The organism is Stenotrophomonas sp. NY11291, assembly GCF_023277365.1.
GTDB lineage: Bacteria > Pseudomonadota > Gammaproteobacteria > Xanthomonadales > Xanthomonadaceae > Stenotrophomonas > Stenotrophomonas geniculata.
Genome location: NZ_CP096975.1, coordinates 3,451,204 through 3,467,016 on the forward strand (window position 1 = coordinate 3,451,204; position 15,813 = coordinate 3,467,016).

At 68.1% G+C, this 15,813-nt stretch carries 14 protein-coding genes; 12 read left to right on the forward strand and 2 right to left on the reverse strand.

Translation table 11 applies throughout. The features are described 5' to 3' along the window. Positions 1-71: 71 nt before the first annotated feature. Positions 72-683: a DUF998 domain-containing protein gene (locus tag M1L61_RS16160; protein WP_010482937.1), complete on the reverse strand. Its 612-nt coding sequence runs from the start codon at positions 681-683 to the stop codon at positions 72-74. 125 nt (positions 684-808) lie between these two features. Between M1L61_RS16160 and trxA the strand changes: the two genes are divergently transcribed. From trxA to M1L61_RS16185, 5 genes are all read left to right on the forward strand, one after another. Beyond that, the gene (gene trxA / locus M1L61_RS16165; RefSeq protein WP_019336992.1) at positions 809-1,666 is read left to right on the forward strand and encodes a thioredoxin; all 858 of its coding nucleotides are present in this window, start codon (positions 809-811) and stop codon (positions 1,664-1,666) included. 107 nt (positions 1,667-1,773) lie between these two features. After that, positions 1,774-3,474, forward strand: a complete 1,701-nt coding sequence (locus M1L61_RS16170; protein ID WP_029379847.1) for a FecR domain-containing protein — start codon at positions 1,774-1,776, stop codon at positions 3,472-3,474. Continuing rightward, a complete protein-coding gene (locus M1L61_RS16175; protein WP_010482931.1) occupies positions 3,471-5,096 on the forward strand; it encodes a CHASE2 domain-containing protein in 1,626 nt (541 codons plus the stop codon). Before M1L61_RS16170 ends, M1L61_RS16175 begins: the two co-directional genes overlap by 4 nt. A gap of 75 nt (positions 5,097-5,171) precedes the next feature. Beyond that, complete coding sequence (locus M1L61_RS16180) at positions 5,172-5,624, forward strand: DUF4442 domain-containing protein (protein WP_010482929.1); 453 nt, start codon at positions 5,172-5,174, stop codon at positions 5,622-5,624. A gap of 45 nt (positions 5,625-5,669) precedes the next feature. Next, positions 5,670-6,386 (forward strand): hypothetical protein, encoded by a 717-nt coding sequence (locus M1L61_RS16185; RefSeq protein ID WP_010482927.1) that lies wholly within the window; start codon positions 5,670-5,672, stop codon positions 6,384-6,386. A gap of 8 nt (positions 6,387-6,394) precedes the next feature. On the opposite strand, the gene M1L61_RS16190 is transcribed toward M1L61_RS16185, so the two are convergent. After that, entirely contained in the window at positions 6,395-7,711 is a 1,317-nt protein-coding gene (locus M1L61_RS16190) for a hypothetical protein (protein WP_248853777.1), read from the reverse strand. Positions 7,712-7,787: 76 nt separating this feature from the next. On the opposite strand from M1L61_RS16190, the gene M1L61_RS16195 reads away from it, so the two are divergent. The 7 genes from M1L61_RS16195 (at position 7,788) to metG (ending at position 15,797) form a co-directional block, all read left to right on the forward strand. Then, entirely contained in the window at positions 7,788-8,483 is a 696-nt protein-coding gene (locus tag M1L61_RS16195; RefSeq protein WP_005414135.1) for a DUF502 domain-containing protein, read from the forward strand. Continuing rightward, complete coding sequence (locus tag M1L61_RS16200; protein WP_010482923.1) at positions 8,480-9,265, forward strand: queuosine precursor transporter; 786 nt, start codon at positions 8,480-8,482, stop codon at positions 9,263-9,265. The genes M1L61_RS16195 and M1L61_RS16200 overlap by 4 nt, the downstream gene beginning before the upstream one ends. A 95-nt stretch (positions 9,266-9,360) precedes the next feature. Further along, a complete protein-coding gene (locus M1L61_RS16205; RefSeq protein ID WP_248853778.1) occupies positions 9,361-11,301 on the forward strand; it encodes a DUF885 family protein in 1,941 nt (646 codons plus the stop codon). A gap of 16 nt (positions 11,302-11,317) precedes the next feature. After that, positions 11,318-12,388, forward strand: coding sequence for a serine hydrolase domain-containing protein (locus M1L61_RS16210; RefSeq protein WP_248853779.1), 1,071 nt, complete (start codon positions 11,318-11,320; stop codon positions 12,386-12,388). Next, positions 12,385-12,789 carry a VOC family protein gene (locus M1L61_RS16215; protein WP_248853780.1) on the forward strand — a complete coding sequence of 135 codons (405 nt, stop codon included), beginning with the start codon at positions 12,385-12,387 and terminating at the stop codon, positions 12,787-12,789. Before M1L61_RS16210 ends, M1L61_RS16215 begins: the two co-directional genes overlap by 4 nt. 379 nt (positions 12,790-13,168) lie before the next feature. Next, positions 13,169-13,612 (forward strand): DUF2147 domain-containing protein, encoded by a 444-nt coding sequence (locus M1L61_RS16220; protein WP_049426799.1) that lies wholly within the window; start codon positions 13,169-13,171, stop codon positions 13,610-13,612. A gap of 103 nt (positions 13,613-13,715) precedes the next feature. Then, positions 13,716-15,797: a methionine--tRNA ligase gene (gene metG, locus M1L61_RS16225; RefSeq protein WP_010482901.1), complete on the forward strand. Its 2,082-nt coding sequence runs from the start codon at positions 13,716-13,718 to the stop codon at positions 15,795-15,797. The last annotated feature ends 16 nt before the right edge of the window (positions 15,798-15,813 follow it).

Genomic DNA, 15,813 nt, shown 5'->3' on the forward strand with positions numbered 1-15,813 from the left:
GTACCGCAGTGCGGCAAACGTCTCCAATCCTGCCTGCCGGATGCCGGCGCCGCGGGCGTCCGGCGCCGGTCTCAGCGCGGTCGCGACAGTGGCAGCGCCAAGGCCAGCCAGACCGCCCAGCAGGCGAACGCAAGCCGTTGTGCCAGCGGCGCCGGCAGCACGCCCTGCAGGGCAAACGCCGCCAGCGCGGCCAGCACACCACAGGCGAGCGCCACGGCGCCCAGCGCGCGCCCATGCGCCTGGCGCACCTGCGACGTGCCCAGCAACAAGGTCCCGGCGACAAAACCCAGCACCCAGATCATCCAGGCGCTGGCATGCAGCTGGCTGGCCGGCCCGTGCAGGTCGTCCACATCCAGCGGCAGCAACCCCATCGCGGCGAACGCCAACCCGGCCAGCAGCAGCATCTGGCTGCCCACCCGCGGCGCCCAGCCGGCGGTTGCCGGCAGCCTGCGGCGCAGGCACTCGGCCACAACCACCGCAAGCAGCCCCGGCAGCACGAAGCCCAGCAGATTGAAGGCCAGCGCATGCGGCACCCCCTGTGCCCCCAGCAGCGCTACCGGGTGGCGGGCCTGCGCGTAGCCGTCCAGGCCGGCACCGAAACCGAGCACCGCCAGCACGAACAGCAGCGCGGCGACCAGGCCGGACAGGCCGGACAGGCGCAGCAACGGGGACAGGGACGACATGCAGGCTCCGGAAAGAACGGCGACAGGAAGCCTGCATTGTCAGGCATTTACTACAACCCGGGTTGAGACCGGCATCGATCGTCACCATAGAATCGGTCTCCAGACGCCAAACGATGCTTCCCCCCATGACCGAGACGACCTACGTATTCGACGCCACCACTGCGACCTTCGAGGCCGAAGTCCTGCAGAAGTCGCTGCAGACGCCGGTGCTGGTCGACTTCTGGGCCACCTGGTGCGGGCCGTGCAAGACTCTGGGGCCGATGCTGGAAAAGCTGGCTGCCGAGTACAACGGCGCCTTCGAACTGGCCAAGGTCGACGTCGACAAGGAACAGCAGATCGCCGCCGCCTTCCAGATCCGCTCGGTGCCGACCGTGTTCCTGGTCAAGGGCGGCCAGCTGGTGGACGGCTTCCCAGGGGCCATCCCGGAAGGCCAACTGCGTGAGTTCCTGGCCCAGCACGGCATCGTGCCGGCCGACATCGGCGACGCCGTCGCCGAAGATGAAGCCCCGCTGGACCCGCAGGCGCAGGTAGACGTACTGCGCGCGCAGATCGCCGCCGAGCCGGACAAGGACGAGCTGAAACTCGACCTGGCGCTGGCCCTGCTGCAGATCGGTGGCGTCGATGAAGCCAGCCTGCTGATTGACGGCCTGCCCGCCAACCTGTCCACCGACGACCGGGCTGTGCGTGCACGCGCCCGGCTGGCCTTCGCCTCGGCCCTGAAGGACGCCCCGGCCGCTGAAGTGCTGGACGCCCGCATCGCCACCGATGGCAAGGACCTCAAGGCACGCCACCTGCGCGGCGTACAGCTGCTGCTCGGTGGCCACGACGAAGCCGCGCTGGCCCAGTTCCTGGAAATGCTGCGGATCGACCGCACGTTCGAGGACGGACTGCCGCGCAAGGCCCTGATCGACGCCTTCAATGTGATCTCCGACGAGGACCTGGTCGGCCAGTACCGCCGCCGGATGGCCTCCCTGCTGTTCTGAACGGAAACCCACTTCGTTCAGAATCCCTGCACTGAACGCGGGCAATAATGCGCGGGATGGCGGCCGTACGGCCGCCACGATCCGTTCGGGGGGATGAGGTCGGGGCCATGGGGTCTTGCAGCTGCGCCCCCGCATTGCCGGGATTGCAAACTGTGACCTTCGTCCGCTCGCTGTCGTTCGCCATGCGCTTCCAGGGCGCGCTGCTCTGCGCTCTTCTCTTCCTGCCGGCCATCGCCGCCGCCCAGGACTGGAACTACCGGGTCCGTCCCGGCGATACCCTGTGGGATCTGGGAGGCCTGTACCTCAAGCCCTCGGTGCGCTGGCAGCAGCTGCAACAGCACAACCGCATCGACAACCCCTACCAGCTGCCGCCGGGCCAGCTGCTGCGCTTCCCGATCAGCTGGCTGCGCATCGAACCGGCACCTGCCCGGGTGCTGTCGGTGCGCGGCAAGGTGGAATTGTCCGGCGCCGATGGCAGCGCCACGCGCGCGATACTCGCCGGGGAACAACTTCGCATTGGTGACACCGTGCAGACCGAAGGCGACTCCAGCGTCACGCTTGAATTCGCCGACGCCTCGCGCCTGCAGCTGCGCGAGTATTCCCGGCTGCGCCTGGACCAGCTCAGCCGCTACGGCCACACCGGCATGGTCGATACCCGCCTGCGCCTGCAGCAGGGCCGCGCGAGCAACCGGGTGACACCTGCCCGTGGCCCGGCCTCGCGCTACATCATCGATGCACCTACGGCGACCAGCAGCGTGCGCGGTACCGTATTCCGGGTCAGCGCCGGTGACACCGGCCACGTCGCTGCCACCGAGGTACTGCAGGGCAAGGTGCAGGTCGGCAACACCCACGGCAAACGCCTGGTCCTGCCTGGACAGGCCAGCCGCAGCATCAGCGCCGATGCCGCACCGGACGCTGTCTCCGCCCTTCTTCCCGCGCCGCAGCTGCGCAGCGACGATGTGCGCCTGGCGCCCCTGCCGACCCTGCTCGCCTGGGACCCCGTCGACGGCGCCGCGCGCTACCGTGTGGAAGTGGTGCAGGCAGCGACGCCGGAAATCCTGCTGTTTGCCGCCACCACTGCCGACACCCGGCTGGCGATCGGTGACCTGCCCCCCGGCCAGTTGCGCATCCTGTTGCGCGCCGTGGATGCGCAGGGCGTGGAAGGCCTCGACGCCAGCGCCGATTTCGAACTCAGCGACCAGCCCCCGCCGCCGCTCACCGTGACCCCCCTGCATGGGCAGACCGTCAACAGCGACCGCCCGCGCTTCCGTTGGAGCCAGGCGCCGGGCGCGCGCAGCAGCGTGCTGCAGATCGCCGCCGAGCCGAGCTTCGTGCAGCCGCTGCAGGAACAGAGCACCCAAGGCACCGACCTGCGCCTGGCGCAGCCGCTGCCGCCCGGCGAGTACTTCTGGCGGGTGGCGTCGCGCGATGGCAACGGCCACCAGGGCCGTTACGGCCAGGCCCTGCCCCTGCAACTGAGCAATGAACCGGTCGACCCTGCCCTGCAGCCGCCTGAAGCCGCGCATGGCGAGCTGACCCTGCGCTGGCAGGCCGGCAGCGAAGGCCAGCAGTACCGGGTGCAGGTGGACCGTCGTGGCGACTTCAGGACGCCCCTGGTCGACCAGACCGTGAGTGAGCCGCAGGTCAGCTTCAAGCGGCCGTGGAGCGGCACCCTGCATGTGCGTGTGCAGTACATCGACGACGACGGTCATGCGGGCGAGTACTCACCGGCCCAGCAGATCAAGCTGCCCTGCCGCCTGTGCTACGGCGCCGGTGGTGGCGCCCTGCTGCTGTTGCTGTTGTTATGAGGCGCTCGCCGCTGCCGTGGTCGAAGCGGATCCTGCTGGCACTGCTGGCCGGCGTACTGACGGTGATCGCCAGCCAGGGCCAGTGGCTGTGGCGGCAGGACGAAGCCGCCTATGACGCCATGGTCGGCAACTGGGACTACCGCCCCGACCCCAGCGTGCTGATCGTGGCCATCGACGAGGGCAGCCTGCAGCGCATCGGCCAATGGCCCTGGCCCCGCTCGATCCATGCCCGCCTGCTGGACCGGCTGACCGACGCCGGTGCCGAGCGCGTCGCACTGGACCTGATGCTGTCCGAACCTGATCGACGCGACAGCCGCCAGGACGATGAACTGGCCGCAGCGATCCGCCGCAATGGCCGGGTGGTGCTGCCGGTACTCGCGGCGCCGGCCGCCGGCGACCGCATGGCCGAGGAAATGCTGCCGATTCCGCAGATCGCGGCCAGTGCCGCGGCGATCGGCCATACCGACGTGGAAGTGGATGGCGATGGCGTCGCGCGCGGTGTGTATCTGCATGCGGGCATCGGCCAGGCTCACTGGCCGGCACTGGGCCTGGCGCTGGCCGCCCTGCCGCCGGGCGCGGTGCACGGCCTGCCCGACCCTGATCCGCAGATCGGTTCGCCCTACCAATGGCGGCGCAACGACTACGTGCGCGTGCGCTATGCCGGGCCGCCCGAGCGCCTGCCACAGGTGTCCTATGCCGACGTGCTGGATGGTCACGTGGACATGGCGATGCTGCATGGTCGCCGCATCGTGGTAGGCATGACCGCCAGCGGCATCGCACCGCGGCTGCTGACCCCGACCACCCGCGAGTTCTGGATGAGCGGCAGTGAGTACCAGGCCAACATCGCGTCGATGCTGCTGCAGCACAAGCAGATCGATCTGCTGCCCCGCCTCTGGCAGCACGCCATCAGCGGCGTGCTGGTGGCGCTGTGCGTGATCCTGCTCGGCCTGCGCCTGCCATGGCTTGCTGCGCTGTGCTCGCTGCCGCTTCCACCGCTGCTGAGCTGGTTGCTGTTGCGCGCCGGTGACCTGTGGTGGGCACCGGCCAGCGCAATGCTGGGCATCCTGCTGGTGCTGCTGGCCTGGGCGATCTGGCGAGTCTCGGCCTGGCACCGCCTGGCCAATCGCGATGCGCTGACCGGTCTCGGCAATCGCCTGCGTTTCGAGCAGTCGCTGCAACAGGAATGCGATGCCGCGCGACGCAGTGGCAAATCCCTGAGCCTCGCGCTGATCGACGTTGACCATTTCAAGCGCCACAACGACCGCCACGGGCATCAGGTCGGTGACCGCGTGCTGCGCGATGTCGCGCGCCTGATCGGTGCACATGCGCGACGTCCACGCGACATGGCCGCGCGCTACGGTGGCGATGAGTTCGCACTGGTGCTGCCGGATACCCCGGCCGAAGGCGCACGCCAGGTCATCGAGGACCTGATCGCCTGCGTGCGTGCACTGCCGGCGCCCGGTGACGGCGGCGAAGCAGGCGTCACCCTCACCATCGGCGTGTTCACCCGCGTACCCGACGGCACGCTGCAACCGCACCATTTCGTCGAAGGCGCCGACACCGCGTTGTACCAGGCCAAGGCCAACGGCCGCGACGGGTATGTGATCGACGGCGAGGCATGACCCTCGCCGCCCTGGGTGCAACATACGCATGCGAATGGTTAGACTGGGCGCCTCGCCCTGCGCTCCCGGATCCGCATGAACGCCCGCCTGTTCCGCTTTGGCATCAATCTCTGGCCGCCGTTCCTGTTCACCGGCATCCACGTCACCCGCATCACGCCGGACTACCGGCAGATCGATGTCGAACTGCGCCTGCGACCATGGAACCGCAACTACGTCGGTACCCACTTCGGTGGCAGCCTGTTCGCGATGACCGATCCGTTCTGGATGCTCGGCCTGCTGCACATCCTCGGCCGCGACTACTACGTGTGGGACCGCGCCGGCGCCATCGACTTCCTCAAGCCGGGCCGTGGCATCGTGCGGACGTCGTTCCGCATCGACGACGCGCTGCTGGACGAACTGCGCGCCGAAGCGGCCAGTGGCGAGAAGGTGCTGCGCTGGTTCAGCAACGACGTGATCGATGAGAGTGGCGAGGTGGTCGCCCAGGTGCGCAAGCAGGTCTACCTGCGGTTGAAGCCACACGCACGCTGATCATCGCTTGGGCGCTATCCTCTGGCCTCTGCCATGGAGGCCCCGATGCGCCCGTACACCCTTGCTGCACTGCTGAGCACCCTGCCGTGCGCGGCCCATGCGCTGGACCTGCCGCCGGTGCAGTACCCGACGCTGCCGGCACAGGCTGCCACTGCCGCCGGCTTCGTGCCCAACGGCTGGACGCTTGAATCCAGCATCGAAGGCGATCTCGACCAGGATGGCCGCGCTGATCTGGTCCTGGTACTGCGCCAGCAGGACCCGCGCAACGTCATCGAACACGACGGCTTCGGCCCGTCCCCGCATGACAGCAACCCGCGCATTCTCGCCGTGGCGTGGTCACGGCCAACCGGCTATGTGCTGGCGGTGCAGGACCATCAGCTGATTCCGCGCCCGGAGAACCCGGTGATGAGCGATCCGCTTGAAGAAGGGGGTGTCAGCATCCAGCGTGGCACGTTGAAGGTCGCGCTGTTTTCATTCGCCAGCGCCGGAAGCTGGTCGATGGGTACCACCGCCTTCACTTTCCGCTGGCAGGACGGCGCGTTCGCGCTGATCGGCTACGACCAGGATTCGGTGATGCGCAATTCCGGAAAGACCGAATCGCTGAGCGTGAACTTCTCCACGCGCAAGGTAAGGCGCGTCGAAGGCAGCATCGACAACGACAAGGACAGCGTGCGCTGGCAGCCACTGCGCGGCACCCGTCGCTGGACGCTGCAGACGGTCGGCGATGGCTGGGCATTCGATCCGCAGGCCGGCACCGACTGAGCCACGGCTCAGTCGCGGGCAGCGGCGGTTGCGCCGGCGCCGGCCACCAACGGTACGGACAACCACGGGCTCTCAGCGTTGCCACGCGGCGGCGAACGACGCGGCACCTGCAGATGGTGGCCATCGGCGGACAGCTGCGGCGACCGCACCGGCGAGCGGAACTGCGCCGGCAGCCGCTGCAGGGCGTGCACCGGATCATCCGTCTGCTGCCGCAGCCAACGCTGCGCCCCCAGCAGCCGCACCATCGCCGCAGCATCCTGTGGCCGTGACGAATAGGCAGGATAGATCGGCGCGGCGATATCGGTCAGCACGCAGCCCATGACGTTCGACAGGCAACCGAAGTCATGCTGCGGTGGCGCCGGCACTGGCAACGGGCGATCCACTTCCAGTGCCGCTGTGGCTGCCGCGCCACAGGCCCAGCCGAGATTGCCGGCCGCGCGGGCCCGGGTGCTGCTGCGATCCAGCACCAGCACGCCGCCGAACTCCCGCGCCGATGTCTCGATCGCCGCCCGGCTCATCGCGTACTCGCCCTGCATTGCCCGGCACAGGCTTTGCTCTTCGGCCCGCAGCGGCTGCAGCGCCTGTTCGCATTCCCTTGGCAACGGATGGTCGGCAGGCAGTTCAACCAGCATGTCGGCCAGCAGCTGGGCATTGGCCTGCACCAGGCTGGCACCGATGATGCTCTCGACCAGATAACTGCTGCCGGGCACCAGCCGCCGGCCCAGCTGCAGGCCACGGCAAGCACCTCGCAGAGCACCGTCGATATCGCCCTGCACGTACGCCAGCGCGCGTGCGCTGGTGGCGTCCATCACCACGCCATAGGCCGGCAACGGGACCAGAATGCCCTCGCCCTTCGGCGGGAACGGCGACACGAAGTAGTCCGCTTCGGCCAGCTGATCCAGCCGCGCATGCAACTGCTGGTGGCCGGCGTGGGCCTCCACGAAGCGTTGCGGGTCCGCGCGGACCTGGACGAGACAGCCGCTGGCGGCCGGCCCGCAACTGGCACCGGGCCGCGAGTGCAGCTCGGCATGGTTGGCCACCAGGTGTGTCCGGCCGCCGCCTCCACCGTGTGGGTCGGCCTCCCAGCGCCGTACATCCTCGGCCAGCGCCTGCTCGCGCTGCTGGGCATCCAGGTCGTCGAATGGCAGCGTCCACAACAAGGCATAACCGTTGTGCCCGGTCGCCGGCAGGCGTGCTTCCAGTCGTTGCTGCGCCTGCAGCCGCGATTCGGGTACCGGCCACATGCGCGAGGCGCACCACACCACGATGGCCAGCACCAGCAGGCCTGCCAGGGTCCAGCCCAGTCCGCGCAGAATCTTCAACACAGCTTCCCTTCCATGTGCCGTTGCCGCAGTCGATTTCCCAGCGTAATCGACCTGCAGTGACCGCTACAATGCGCGCATGTCGCTCGAAGCCCCCGCCCTGGTCCCCCGCCCCTCCCTGCAGCGCCTGTTCCTGACCGGCCTGCTCACCCTGCTGCCGATCTGGCTGACCTGGGTCGTGGTCAAGTTCGTGTTCGTGCTGCTGTCGGGTATTTCCAGCCCGCTGGTGGTGCCGCTGTCCGAACAGATCGCAACCAGCTTCCCGCACTATCTGGGCTGGGTCCGCGCCGAGTGGATCCAGGACACCATCGCCCTGCTGGCCACCCTGCTGGTGATCCTGGCGGTGGGCGTGGCCAGTCGCCGCGTGCTTGGCCAGCGCCTGCTGCGCTGGGTCGGCGCGGTCATCAAGCGCATCCCCCTGGCCAGCATCATCTACGACAGTGCCAAGAAGCTGCTGGACATGCTGCAGACCGAGCCGGGCAGCACCCAGCGCGTGGTGCTGATCGACTTCCCGCACCGCGACATGAAATCGGTCGGCCTGGTCACCCGCGTGATCAAGGAACACGGCACCGACCGTGAGCTGGCCGCGGTGTACGTGCCCACCACGCCGAACCCGACCTCGGGCTACCTGGAAATCGTGCCGGTGGAACTGCTGACCCCGACCGACTGGACCGTCGACCAGGCCATGAGCTTCATCATTTCCGGCGGAGCCGTGGCGCCGTCCAGCGTGCCGTTCACCCGCGCCGGCGAACGCACCGGCGAACGCACCGAATGACCCCGGCGCCGATCGAGCGCCCGCTGCAGGACCGCGCGGTCCTGCTGTTCATCGTGCTGGCCGCGTTCTTCTGCGGCAATGCGGTGCTGGCCGAGCTGATCGGGGTGAAGATCTTCGCGCTGGAAGACACCCTCGGCATCGCTCCACTGAACTGGAACCTGTTCGGCCAGACCGGCTCGCTCAGCTTCACCGCCGGCACCCTGCTGTGGCCGGTGGTGTTCATCATGACCGACACCATCAACGAGTTTTTCGGCAAGCGCGGCGTGCGCTTCATCTCGTGGCTGGCGGTGGTGCTGATCGGCTACGGCTTCCTGTTCGCCTTCGCCGCCATTTCACTGGCGCCGGCCAGCTGGTGGGTCACGTCGATGGATGGCCACGGCGTGCCCGATTACCAGGCCGCGTTCGCAGCCGTGTTCGGCCAGGGCATGTGGACCATCGCCGGTTCGCTGGTGGCCTTCCTGCTCGGCCAGCTGATCGACGTGGCAGTGTTCCACCGCATCCGCCAGGCCACCGGCGAGCGCCACGTGTGGCTGCGTGCGACCGGATCCACCGCGATCTCGCAGGTGGTGGACAGCTTCGTGGTGATCTGGATCGCCTTCGTGCTCGGCCCGCAGCACTGGCCGACCTCGCTGTTCCTGGCCGTCAGCAGCGTCAACTACATCTACAAGATGGGTTTTGCGATTGCCTTGATTCCGCTGCTGTACCTGATGCGGCGTGCGATCACCCGCTATCTGGGCGCAGACAGGGCGGCCGCGCTGCGGGCCGCCGCCGCGGCTGACTGAAGCCCCAGCGACGGCAAGCTGACTGCGCCTTCACGCTGGCCGTACGCGGCCGGATCGTGCAAGCTCCACGGTCTGTGTTCCACGGAAGCTTCTTGATGCCGTATTCCCCCCGCGTCCTGGCCGCTGCCATTGCCGCGTTGTTCCTGTTCAGTGCCGTGCCGCCGGCCGAAGCAGCGAAGAAGAAGGCCAGCCGCCCTGCCGCTGCGCAGACCCGCCAGGCCGCCAAGCCCAAGGCCAGGCCCGCCCGTGCCACCGCACCGGCCCGTGGCAGCTCGGCGCGCCGGGCCGCGCCGCGTCCGGTCGCACCAGCCCGCGCCGTGCCCAAGCAGGTACAGCTGGAGCGCCTGTACGACGAGTACTGGGATGCCTCGATGCGGTTGAATCCGCTGCAGGCAACCTTCCAGGGCGAGGCCCGCTACAACGACCAGCTGCCCAACATCCTGTCCGCCGCATGGCGCCAGCAATCGCACGACTTCACCACCGAGTGGCTGGGCAAGGTCGAGAAACTCGGCAGCGACGGCCTGCAGGGCCAGGACCTGCTCAGCTACGAGATCTTCGTGCGCGACGCGCGCGCCTCGCTGGCCGCCGAGCGCTATCCAAACTGGATGATGCCGATCAGCCAGTACTACAACATCGGCAGCATCATGGCGATCCTCGGTGCCGGCGCCGGCGCGCAGCCGTTCAACACCGTGCAGGACTACGACACCTGGTCGCGCCGCTCGCTGGGCATTCCCGAACTGTTCGACCAGGCCATCGACAACATGCGCCAGGGCATGAAGGCCGGCGTGGTGCAGCCGCGCGACCTGATGGAGAAGGTGCTGCCGCAGCTGGATGCGGTGATCAAGCCAACCGCTGAAGAGAGCATCTTCTGGTCGCCGATCCGCACCATGCCCAACACCATCGCGGCCGAGGACAAGGCGCGCATCAGCGCCGAATACAAGCGCATGATCGAGCTGCGCATCATGCCGGCCTACCGTGCTTTGCGCGGATTCATCGCCACCGAATACCTGCCGGCCACGCGCGCCAGCAGCGGCCTGGGCGCACTGCCCGATGGCCAGGCCTGGTACGCCAACCTGATCGTGCAGACCACTGCCAGCGACCAGACCGCGGCGCAGCTGCACGCACTGGGCGAACAGCGCGTGCAGGAGCTGCAGGCGCAGATCGCCACCGTGATGAAGGATGCCAAGCTGCGTGGCACGCCGTCCAAGCTGTTGCGCAGCATGCGCAACGATCGCCAGTTCCAGTACGGTGACGCCAACGCATTGATCAACCGCTACCGCCAGGTGCAGCAGCAGGTCAACGCACGCCTGCCGCAGGTGCTCGATACCCTGCCCAAGTCCACGCTGGACGTGCGCGCAGTGGAACCGGAGCGTGCGCTGACGGCTGCAGCAGCGGCCTACCAGCCGTCTGCGGCCGGGCAACCGGGCGTGCTGTACGTGAACACCCGCGACCTGCCCAGCCGCAAGCGCTGGAACGTGCCGGTGCAGTACCTGCATGAAGCAATCCCCGGCCACCATGTGCAGCTGGGACTGCAGCAGGAGCTGGCCAAGCTGCCGCGTTTCCGCCGCCTCGGTGGCGACCTCGCCTTCGTCGAAGGTTGGGGCCTGTATGCCGAAACGCTGGGTGAGAACCTCGGCATCTACACCGATCCCTACGACCGCATCGGCTACCTGTATTCGCGCCTGCTGCGTGCTGCCCGCGTGGTGGCCGACACCGGCGTGAACGCCCAGGGCTGGAGCAAGCAGCAGGCCGTGGCCTACCTGCAGAAGACCGTGGACATGAGCAGTGACGACGCCAACGCCGAAGTCGAGCGGATCATGGCCCAGCCCGGCCAGGCGCTGTCCAACGTGGCCGGCCTGACCACCATTGTCGCCCTGCGCGACAAGGCCAAGAGCCGTCTGGGCGCCGCCTTCGACCTGCGCCGCTTCCACGCCGAACTGCTGAAGGACGGATCGATGCCGCTGGACGTGCTGGACCGCAAGATGGAACGCTGGATGGCGCAGCCCGCCAGCGCCACACCTGCCCCTTCACCCTGACCCCTCCGGAGCCGCCATGCGCCCTGCCGTCGCCCTGTTCGCCGTCGTGCTGGGCCTGCTGCCAGTGGCGGGCGGCGCCGCACCGGTGCTGACTCCACCGGATGCGGGCATCGACGGCCTGATGGAGGCCTACGACGGTCAGGTACCCGGCGCTGCGGTACTGGTACTGCACGACGGGCAACCGGTGTTCCGCCGCGGCTACGGCCTGGCGGTAGTGGAAGACGGTACCGCGGTCACCGCGGCAAGCAACTTCCGGCTGGCCTCGGTCAGCAAGCAGTTCACCGCCGCGGCGGTGCTACTGCAGGTGGAAGACGGCCGGCTCGGGCTGGAGCAGACTGCCCGGCAGTGGCTGCCCGAGCTGCCGCCGGCAGCGGCGGCCATCACGATCCGCCAGCTGCTCTCGCATACCAGCGGCCTGATCGACTACGAAGACCTGATGGATCCGGCTGACCCTCGGCAGGTGCATGACGCCGACGTGCTGACCCTGCTGTCGCACGAGGACCGGCTGAATTTCGCACCCGGCACGCAGTACCGCTACAGCAACAGCGGCTACGCGCTGTTGGCACTGATCGTCGGCCGCGCGTCCGGGAAAGATTACGCGACCTTCCTGCAGGAGCGCATCTTCCGCCCGCTGGGCATGGCGCATACCGTGGCCCACCAGGACGGCGTGGACACGGTCGCCGCACGCGCCTATGGCTACAGCCGGATCGACGGCCGCTGGCAGCGCACCGACCAGAGCACCACCAGCGCCGTACTGGGAGACGGCGGGATCTATTCCTCGCTGGACGACCTCGCCCGCTGGGATGCGTCGCTGTACGACGACCGCCTGCTGTCGAAGGCCTCGCGCCGGGCGATGTTCAGCCCGGCCACATCGACGCCCGAAGCCGACGTGCCGCACTACGGCTTCGGTTGGCGCTTGAATGGCCCGGTGCAATGGCACAGCGGCGAGAGCATCGGCTTTCGCAACGTGATCGTGCGCCACCCGGAAAAGCACCTGACCGTGATCGTGTTGACCAACCGCAACGATCCCGAACCCTATCCGCTGGCGCAGAAGATCGCCCAGCGCTGGCTGGACATCCTGCAATGACCCCCGGTTCCGACGCCCTGCTGGGTTTCCACCACGCTGCGCTGATCTGCAGCGACTACGCACGCTCGAAGGACTTCTACGTGCGCATCCTCGGCCTGCGCGTGCTGGCCGAGAACCATCGCACCGCGCGCGACTCCTGGAAGCTGGACCTGGCCCTGCCCGACGGCGGCCAGCTGGAGCTGTTCTCCTTCCCCTCACCACCACCGCGCCCCAGCCGCCCCGAAGCCCAGGGCCTGCGCCACCTCGCGTTCCGGGTGGCTGCACTGGAACCCTTCATCCAGCGCCTGGCCGCGCATGGCGTCGCCTGCGAACCGATCCGCGTGGACGAATACACCTGCCGCCGCTTCACCTTCTTCGCCGATCCGGATGGCCTGCCGCTGGAGCTGTACGAAGTCGGTTGAGCGTTTTTCAATCGTGATTCATCCATGCACGGCATGGATCTACGTGTCGACCAAGATCGACACCCACCGAGAGCAGGCCGTGCCATTCCGGCAGATCGCAGGAATCTGTCAGAGGTGGGGCGGTGTGGATGGGCAGGACCGTTGGCGCCATGGATGGCGCCATCGAGCCCCCATGGATGGGTTTACGGCGTGTCCTGCCCACCCACACCGCCCCGCCATCCCACGGATAGCTCGCTGTTGCGGTTGCTTCGGCTGTTGCCGTTGCCTCTGCAGGTGCAGGGCGCAGCCCTGCAAGCCCCCCCCTTCCCCATACCCCGCCGAATGGGTATACAGTCGACCCGTACCGGCACCGTGCCGGAATGAACCCTGGGAGGGGACCATGCGCAAGACCTTCAAGACCCTGCTGCTGGCACTGCCGCTGTGCCTGGCCGCGCTCTCGGCGCAGGCCGCCGATGGCGCCGCCGGCCGCTGGAAGACCATCGACGACAAGACCGGCAAGGTGAAGTCGATCGTCGAGATCACCCAGGCCGCCAACGGCACGCTGACCGGCAAGGTGGTCGACATCCTGCACTCGGACAAGGGCCCGAACCCGGTCTGCGACGGCTGTGAAGGCGCCAACAAGAACAAGCCGGTGAAGGGCATGACCATCCTCTGGAACCTGAAGGCCGACGGCGCCAACAAGTGGTCCGGCGGCACCATCCTCGATCCGGCCAATGGCAAGACCTACAAGTCGAAGATGGAACTGCAGCCCGGCGGAACCAGGCTTGACGTATCCGGCTGCATCGCCTTCATCTGCCGCGCGCAGACCTGGCAGCGCGAATAAGCGCCCCCCCCCCCTGCTTCACCCCCGTGACCCGGCCCCGGCCGGGTCACCTCGTTGCGGGCATGCGATACTCTGCGGTTCCCCTCGGCTTCACCCCGCGACCATGACCCGTACCGCGCTCGTCACCACCGCCCTGCCCTACGCCAACGGCCCGCTGCACCTGGGCCACCTGGTCGGCTACATCCAGGCCGACATCTGGGTGCGTGCACGGCGAATGAGCGGCGGCAAGGCCTGGTTCGTCTGCGCCGACGACACCCACGGCACGCCGATCATGCTGGCCGCGGAGAAGGCCGGGGTCACCCCGGAAACCTTCATCGCCAATATCCAGGCCAGCCACGAACGTGACTTCGCCGCCTTCGGCGTGGCCTTCGACCACTACGACTCGACCAATTCGGCGGCCAACAAGGCGCTGACCGAGCAGTTCTACCTGAAGCTGGAAGCGGCCGGTCACATCAGCCGCCGTTCGGTGGCGCAGTTCTACGACCCGGCCAAGGGCATGTTCCTGCCCGACCGCTACGTCAAGGGCATCTGCCCGAACTGCGGCAGCCCCGACCAGTACGGCGACAACTGCGAAGTCTGTGGCGCGACCTATGCGCCGACCGACCTGAAGGAACCGCGTTCGGTGATCTCCGGTGCCACGCCGGAAATGCGCGATTCGGAGCACTTCTTCTTCGAGGTGGGCCACTTCGACGCGTTCCTGCGCGAATGGTTGGCCGGCGACGTCGCCCTGCCGGGCGTGAAGGCCAAGCTCGGTGAGTGGCTCAATGCCGAAGGTGGCCTGCGCGCGTGGGACATCTCGCGCGATGCACCGTACTTCGGTTTCCAGATTCCCGGCCAGCCGGGCAAGTACTTCTACGTCTGGCTGGACGCGCCGATCGGCTACCTGTCCAGCTTCCAGACTCTGTGCGGCAGGATCGGCGAGGACTTCGAAGCGCATCTGCGCGCCGGTACCGCCACCGAGCTGCACCACTTCATCGGCAAGGACATCGTCAACTTCCACGGCCTGTTCTGGCCGGCGGTGCTGCACGGTACCGGCCACCGCGCGCCGACCCGCCTGCACGTCAACGGCTACCTGACCGTGGACGGCGCCAAGATGAGCAAGTCGCGCGGCACCTTCGTGATGGCCCGCACCTTCCTCGACGCCGGCCTGGAACCGGAAGCGCTGCGCTACTACTACGCCGCCAAGTCCGGCGGAGGCGTCGACGATCTCGACCTGAACCTGGGTGACTTCATCGCCCGCGTCAACGCCGACCTGGTCGGCAAGTTCGTCAACCTGGCCAGCCGCTGCGCCGGCTTCATCAGCAAGCGCTTCGACGGCCAGCTGGCCGCGCAGCTGCCTGATGCCGCGCAGTACCAGCGCTTCGTCGACGGCCTGGCGCCGATCCGTGAAGCCTACGAGCGCAACGACCCGGCCGCAGCGATCCGCCTGACCATGACCCTGGCCGACGAAGCCAACCGCTACATCGACGATGTCAAGCCATGGGTCATCGCCAAGCAGGAAGGCGCCGACGCGCAGCTGCAGGCCGTGTGCAGCCAGGGCCTGAACCTGTTCCGCGTGCTGGTCACCGCATTGAAGCCGGTGCTGCCGGCCACCGCCGCGCAGGCCGAGGCCTTCCTGGCCGCGCCGGTCAACGACTGGACCGAACTGGCGCAGCCGCTGCTGGGCCACCGCATCACCGACTACACCCCGCTGTTCACCCGTATCGACCCGAAGAAGATTGACGCCATGATCGACGCCTCCAAGGACACCCTGCAGCCGGCCGCTGCCGCCGCCCCCGCCGCCAAGACCGAAGCGGTCAAGCCGGCCGCCTCGGCCCCGGCCAAGGACGACGCAAAGAGCGCCGACGCCCCGGCCTACATCGGCATCGACGATTTCGCCAAGCTCGACCTGCGCATCGGCAAGGTGCTGGTCTGCGAGTTCGTGGAAGGTTCGGACAAGCTGCTGCGCTTCGAACTGGACGCCGGCGAGCTGGGCAAGCGCCAGATCTTCTCCGGCATCCGCGGCAGCTACGGCGAGCCGGAAACGCTGGTTGGCCGCAGCGTGGTGTTCATCGCCAACCTGGCCCCGCGCAAGATGCGCTTCGGCCTGAGCGAAGGCATGATCCTGTCGGCCGGTTTCGACGGCGGCGCACTGGCGCTGCTGGACGCCGACAGCGGCGCACAGCCGGGCATGCCGGTCCGCTGATGCCTGCAGCGGGCGT

Excerpts from the sequence above, each read along its gene's own strand:
- M1L61_RS16160 (WP_010482937.1), bottom strand. The coding sequence starts at position 683 with ATGTCGTCCCTGTCCCCGTTGCTGCGCCTGTCCGGCCTGTCCGGCCTG.
- trxA (WP_019336992.1), top strand. The coding sequence starts at position 809 with ATGACCGAGACGACCTACGTATTCGACGCCACCACTGCGACCTTCGAG.
- M1L61_RS16170 (WP_029379847.1), top strand. The coding sequence starts at position 1,774 with ATGGGGTCTTGCAGCTGCGCCCCCGCATTGCCGGGATTGCAAACTGTG.
- M1L61_RS16175 (WP_010482931.1), top strand. The coding sequence starts at position 3,471 with ATGAGGCGCTCGCCGCTGCCGTGGTCGAAGCGGATCCTGCTGGCACTG.
- M1L61_RS16180 (WP_010482929.1), top strand. The coding sequence starts at position 5,172 with ATGAACGCCCGCCTGTTCCGCTTTGGCATCAATCTCTGGCCGCCGTTC.
- M1L61_RS16185 (WP_010482927.1), top strand. The coding sequence starts at position 5,670 with ATGCGCCCGTACACCCTTGCTGCACTGCTGAGCACCCTGCCGTGCGCG.
- M1L61_RS16195 (WP_005414135.1), top strand. The coding sequence starts at position 7,788 with ATGTCGCTCGAAGCCCCCGCCCTGGTCCCCCGCCCCTCCCTGCAGCGC.
- M1L61_RS16200 (WP_010482923.1), top strand. The coding sequence starts at position 8,480 with ATGACCCCGGCGCCGATCGAGCGCCCGCTGCAGGACCGCGCGGTCCTG.
- M1L61_RS16205 (WP_248853778.1), top strand. The coding sequence starts at position 9,361 with ATGCCGTATTCCCCCCGCGTCCTGGCCGCTGCCATTGCCGCGTTGTTC.
- M1L61_RS16210 (WP_248853779.1), top strand. The coding sequence starts at position 11,318 with ATGCGCCCTGCCGTCGCCCTGTTCGCCGTCGTGCTGGGCCTGCTGCCA.
- M1L61_RS16215 (WP_248853780.1), top strand. The coding sequence starts at position 12,385 with ATGACCCCCGGTTCCGACGCCCTGCTGGGTTTCCACCACGCTGCGCTG.
- M1L61_RS16220 (WP_049426799.1), top strand. The coding sequence starts at position 13,169 with ATGCGCAAGACCTTCAAGACCCTGCTGCTGGCACTGCCGCTGTGCCTG.
- metG (WP_010482901.1), top strand. The coding sequence starts at position 13,716 with ATGACCCGTACCGCGCTCGTCACCACCGCCCTGCCCTACGCCAACGGC.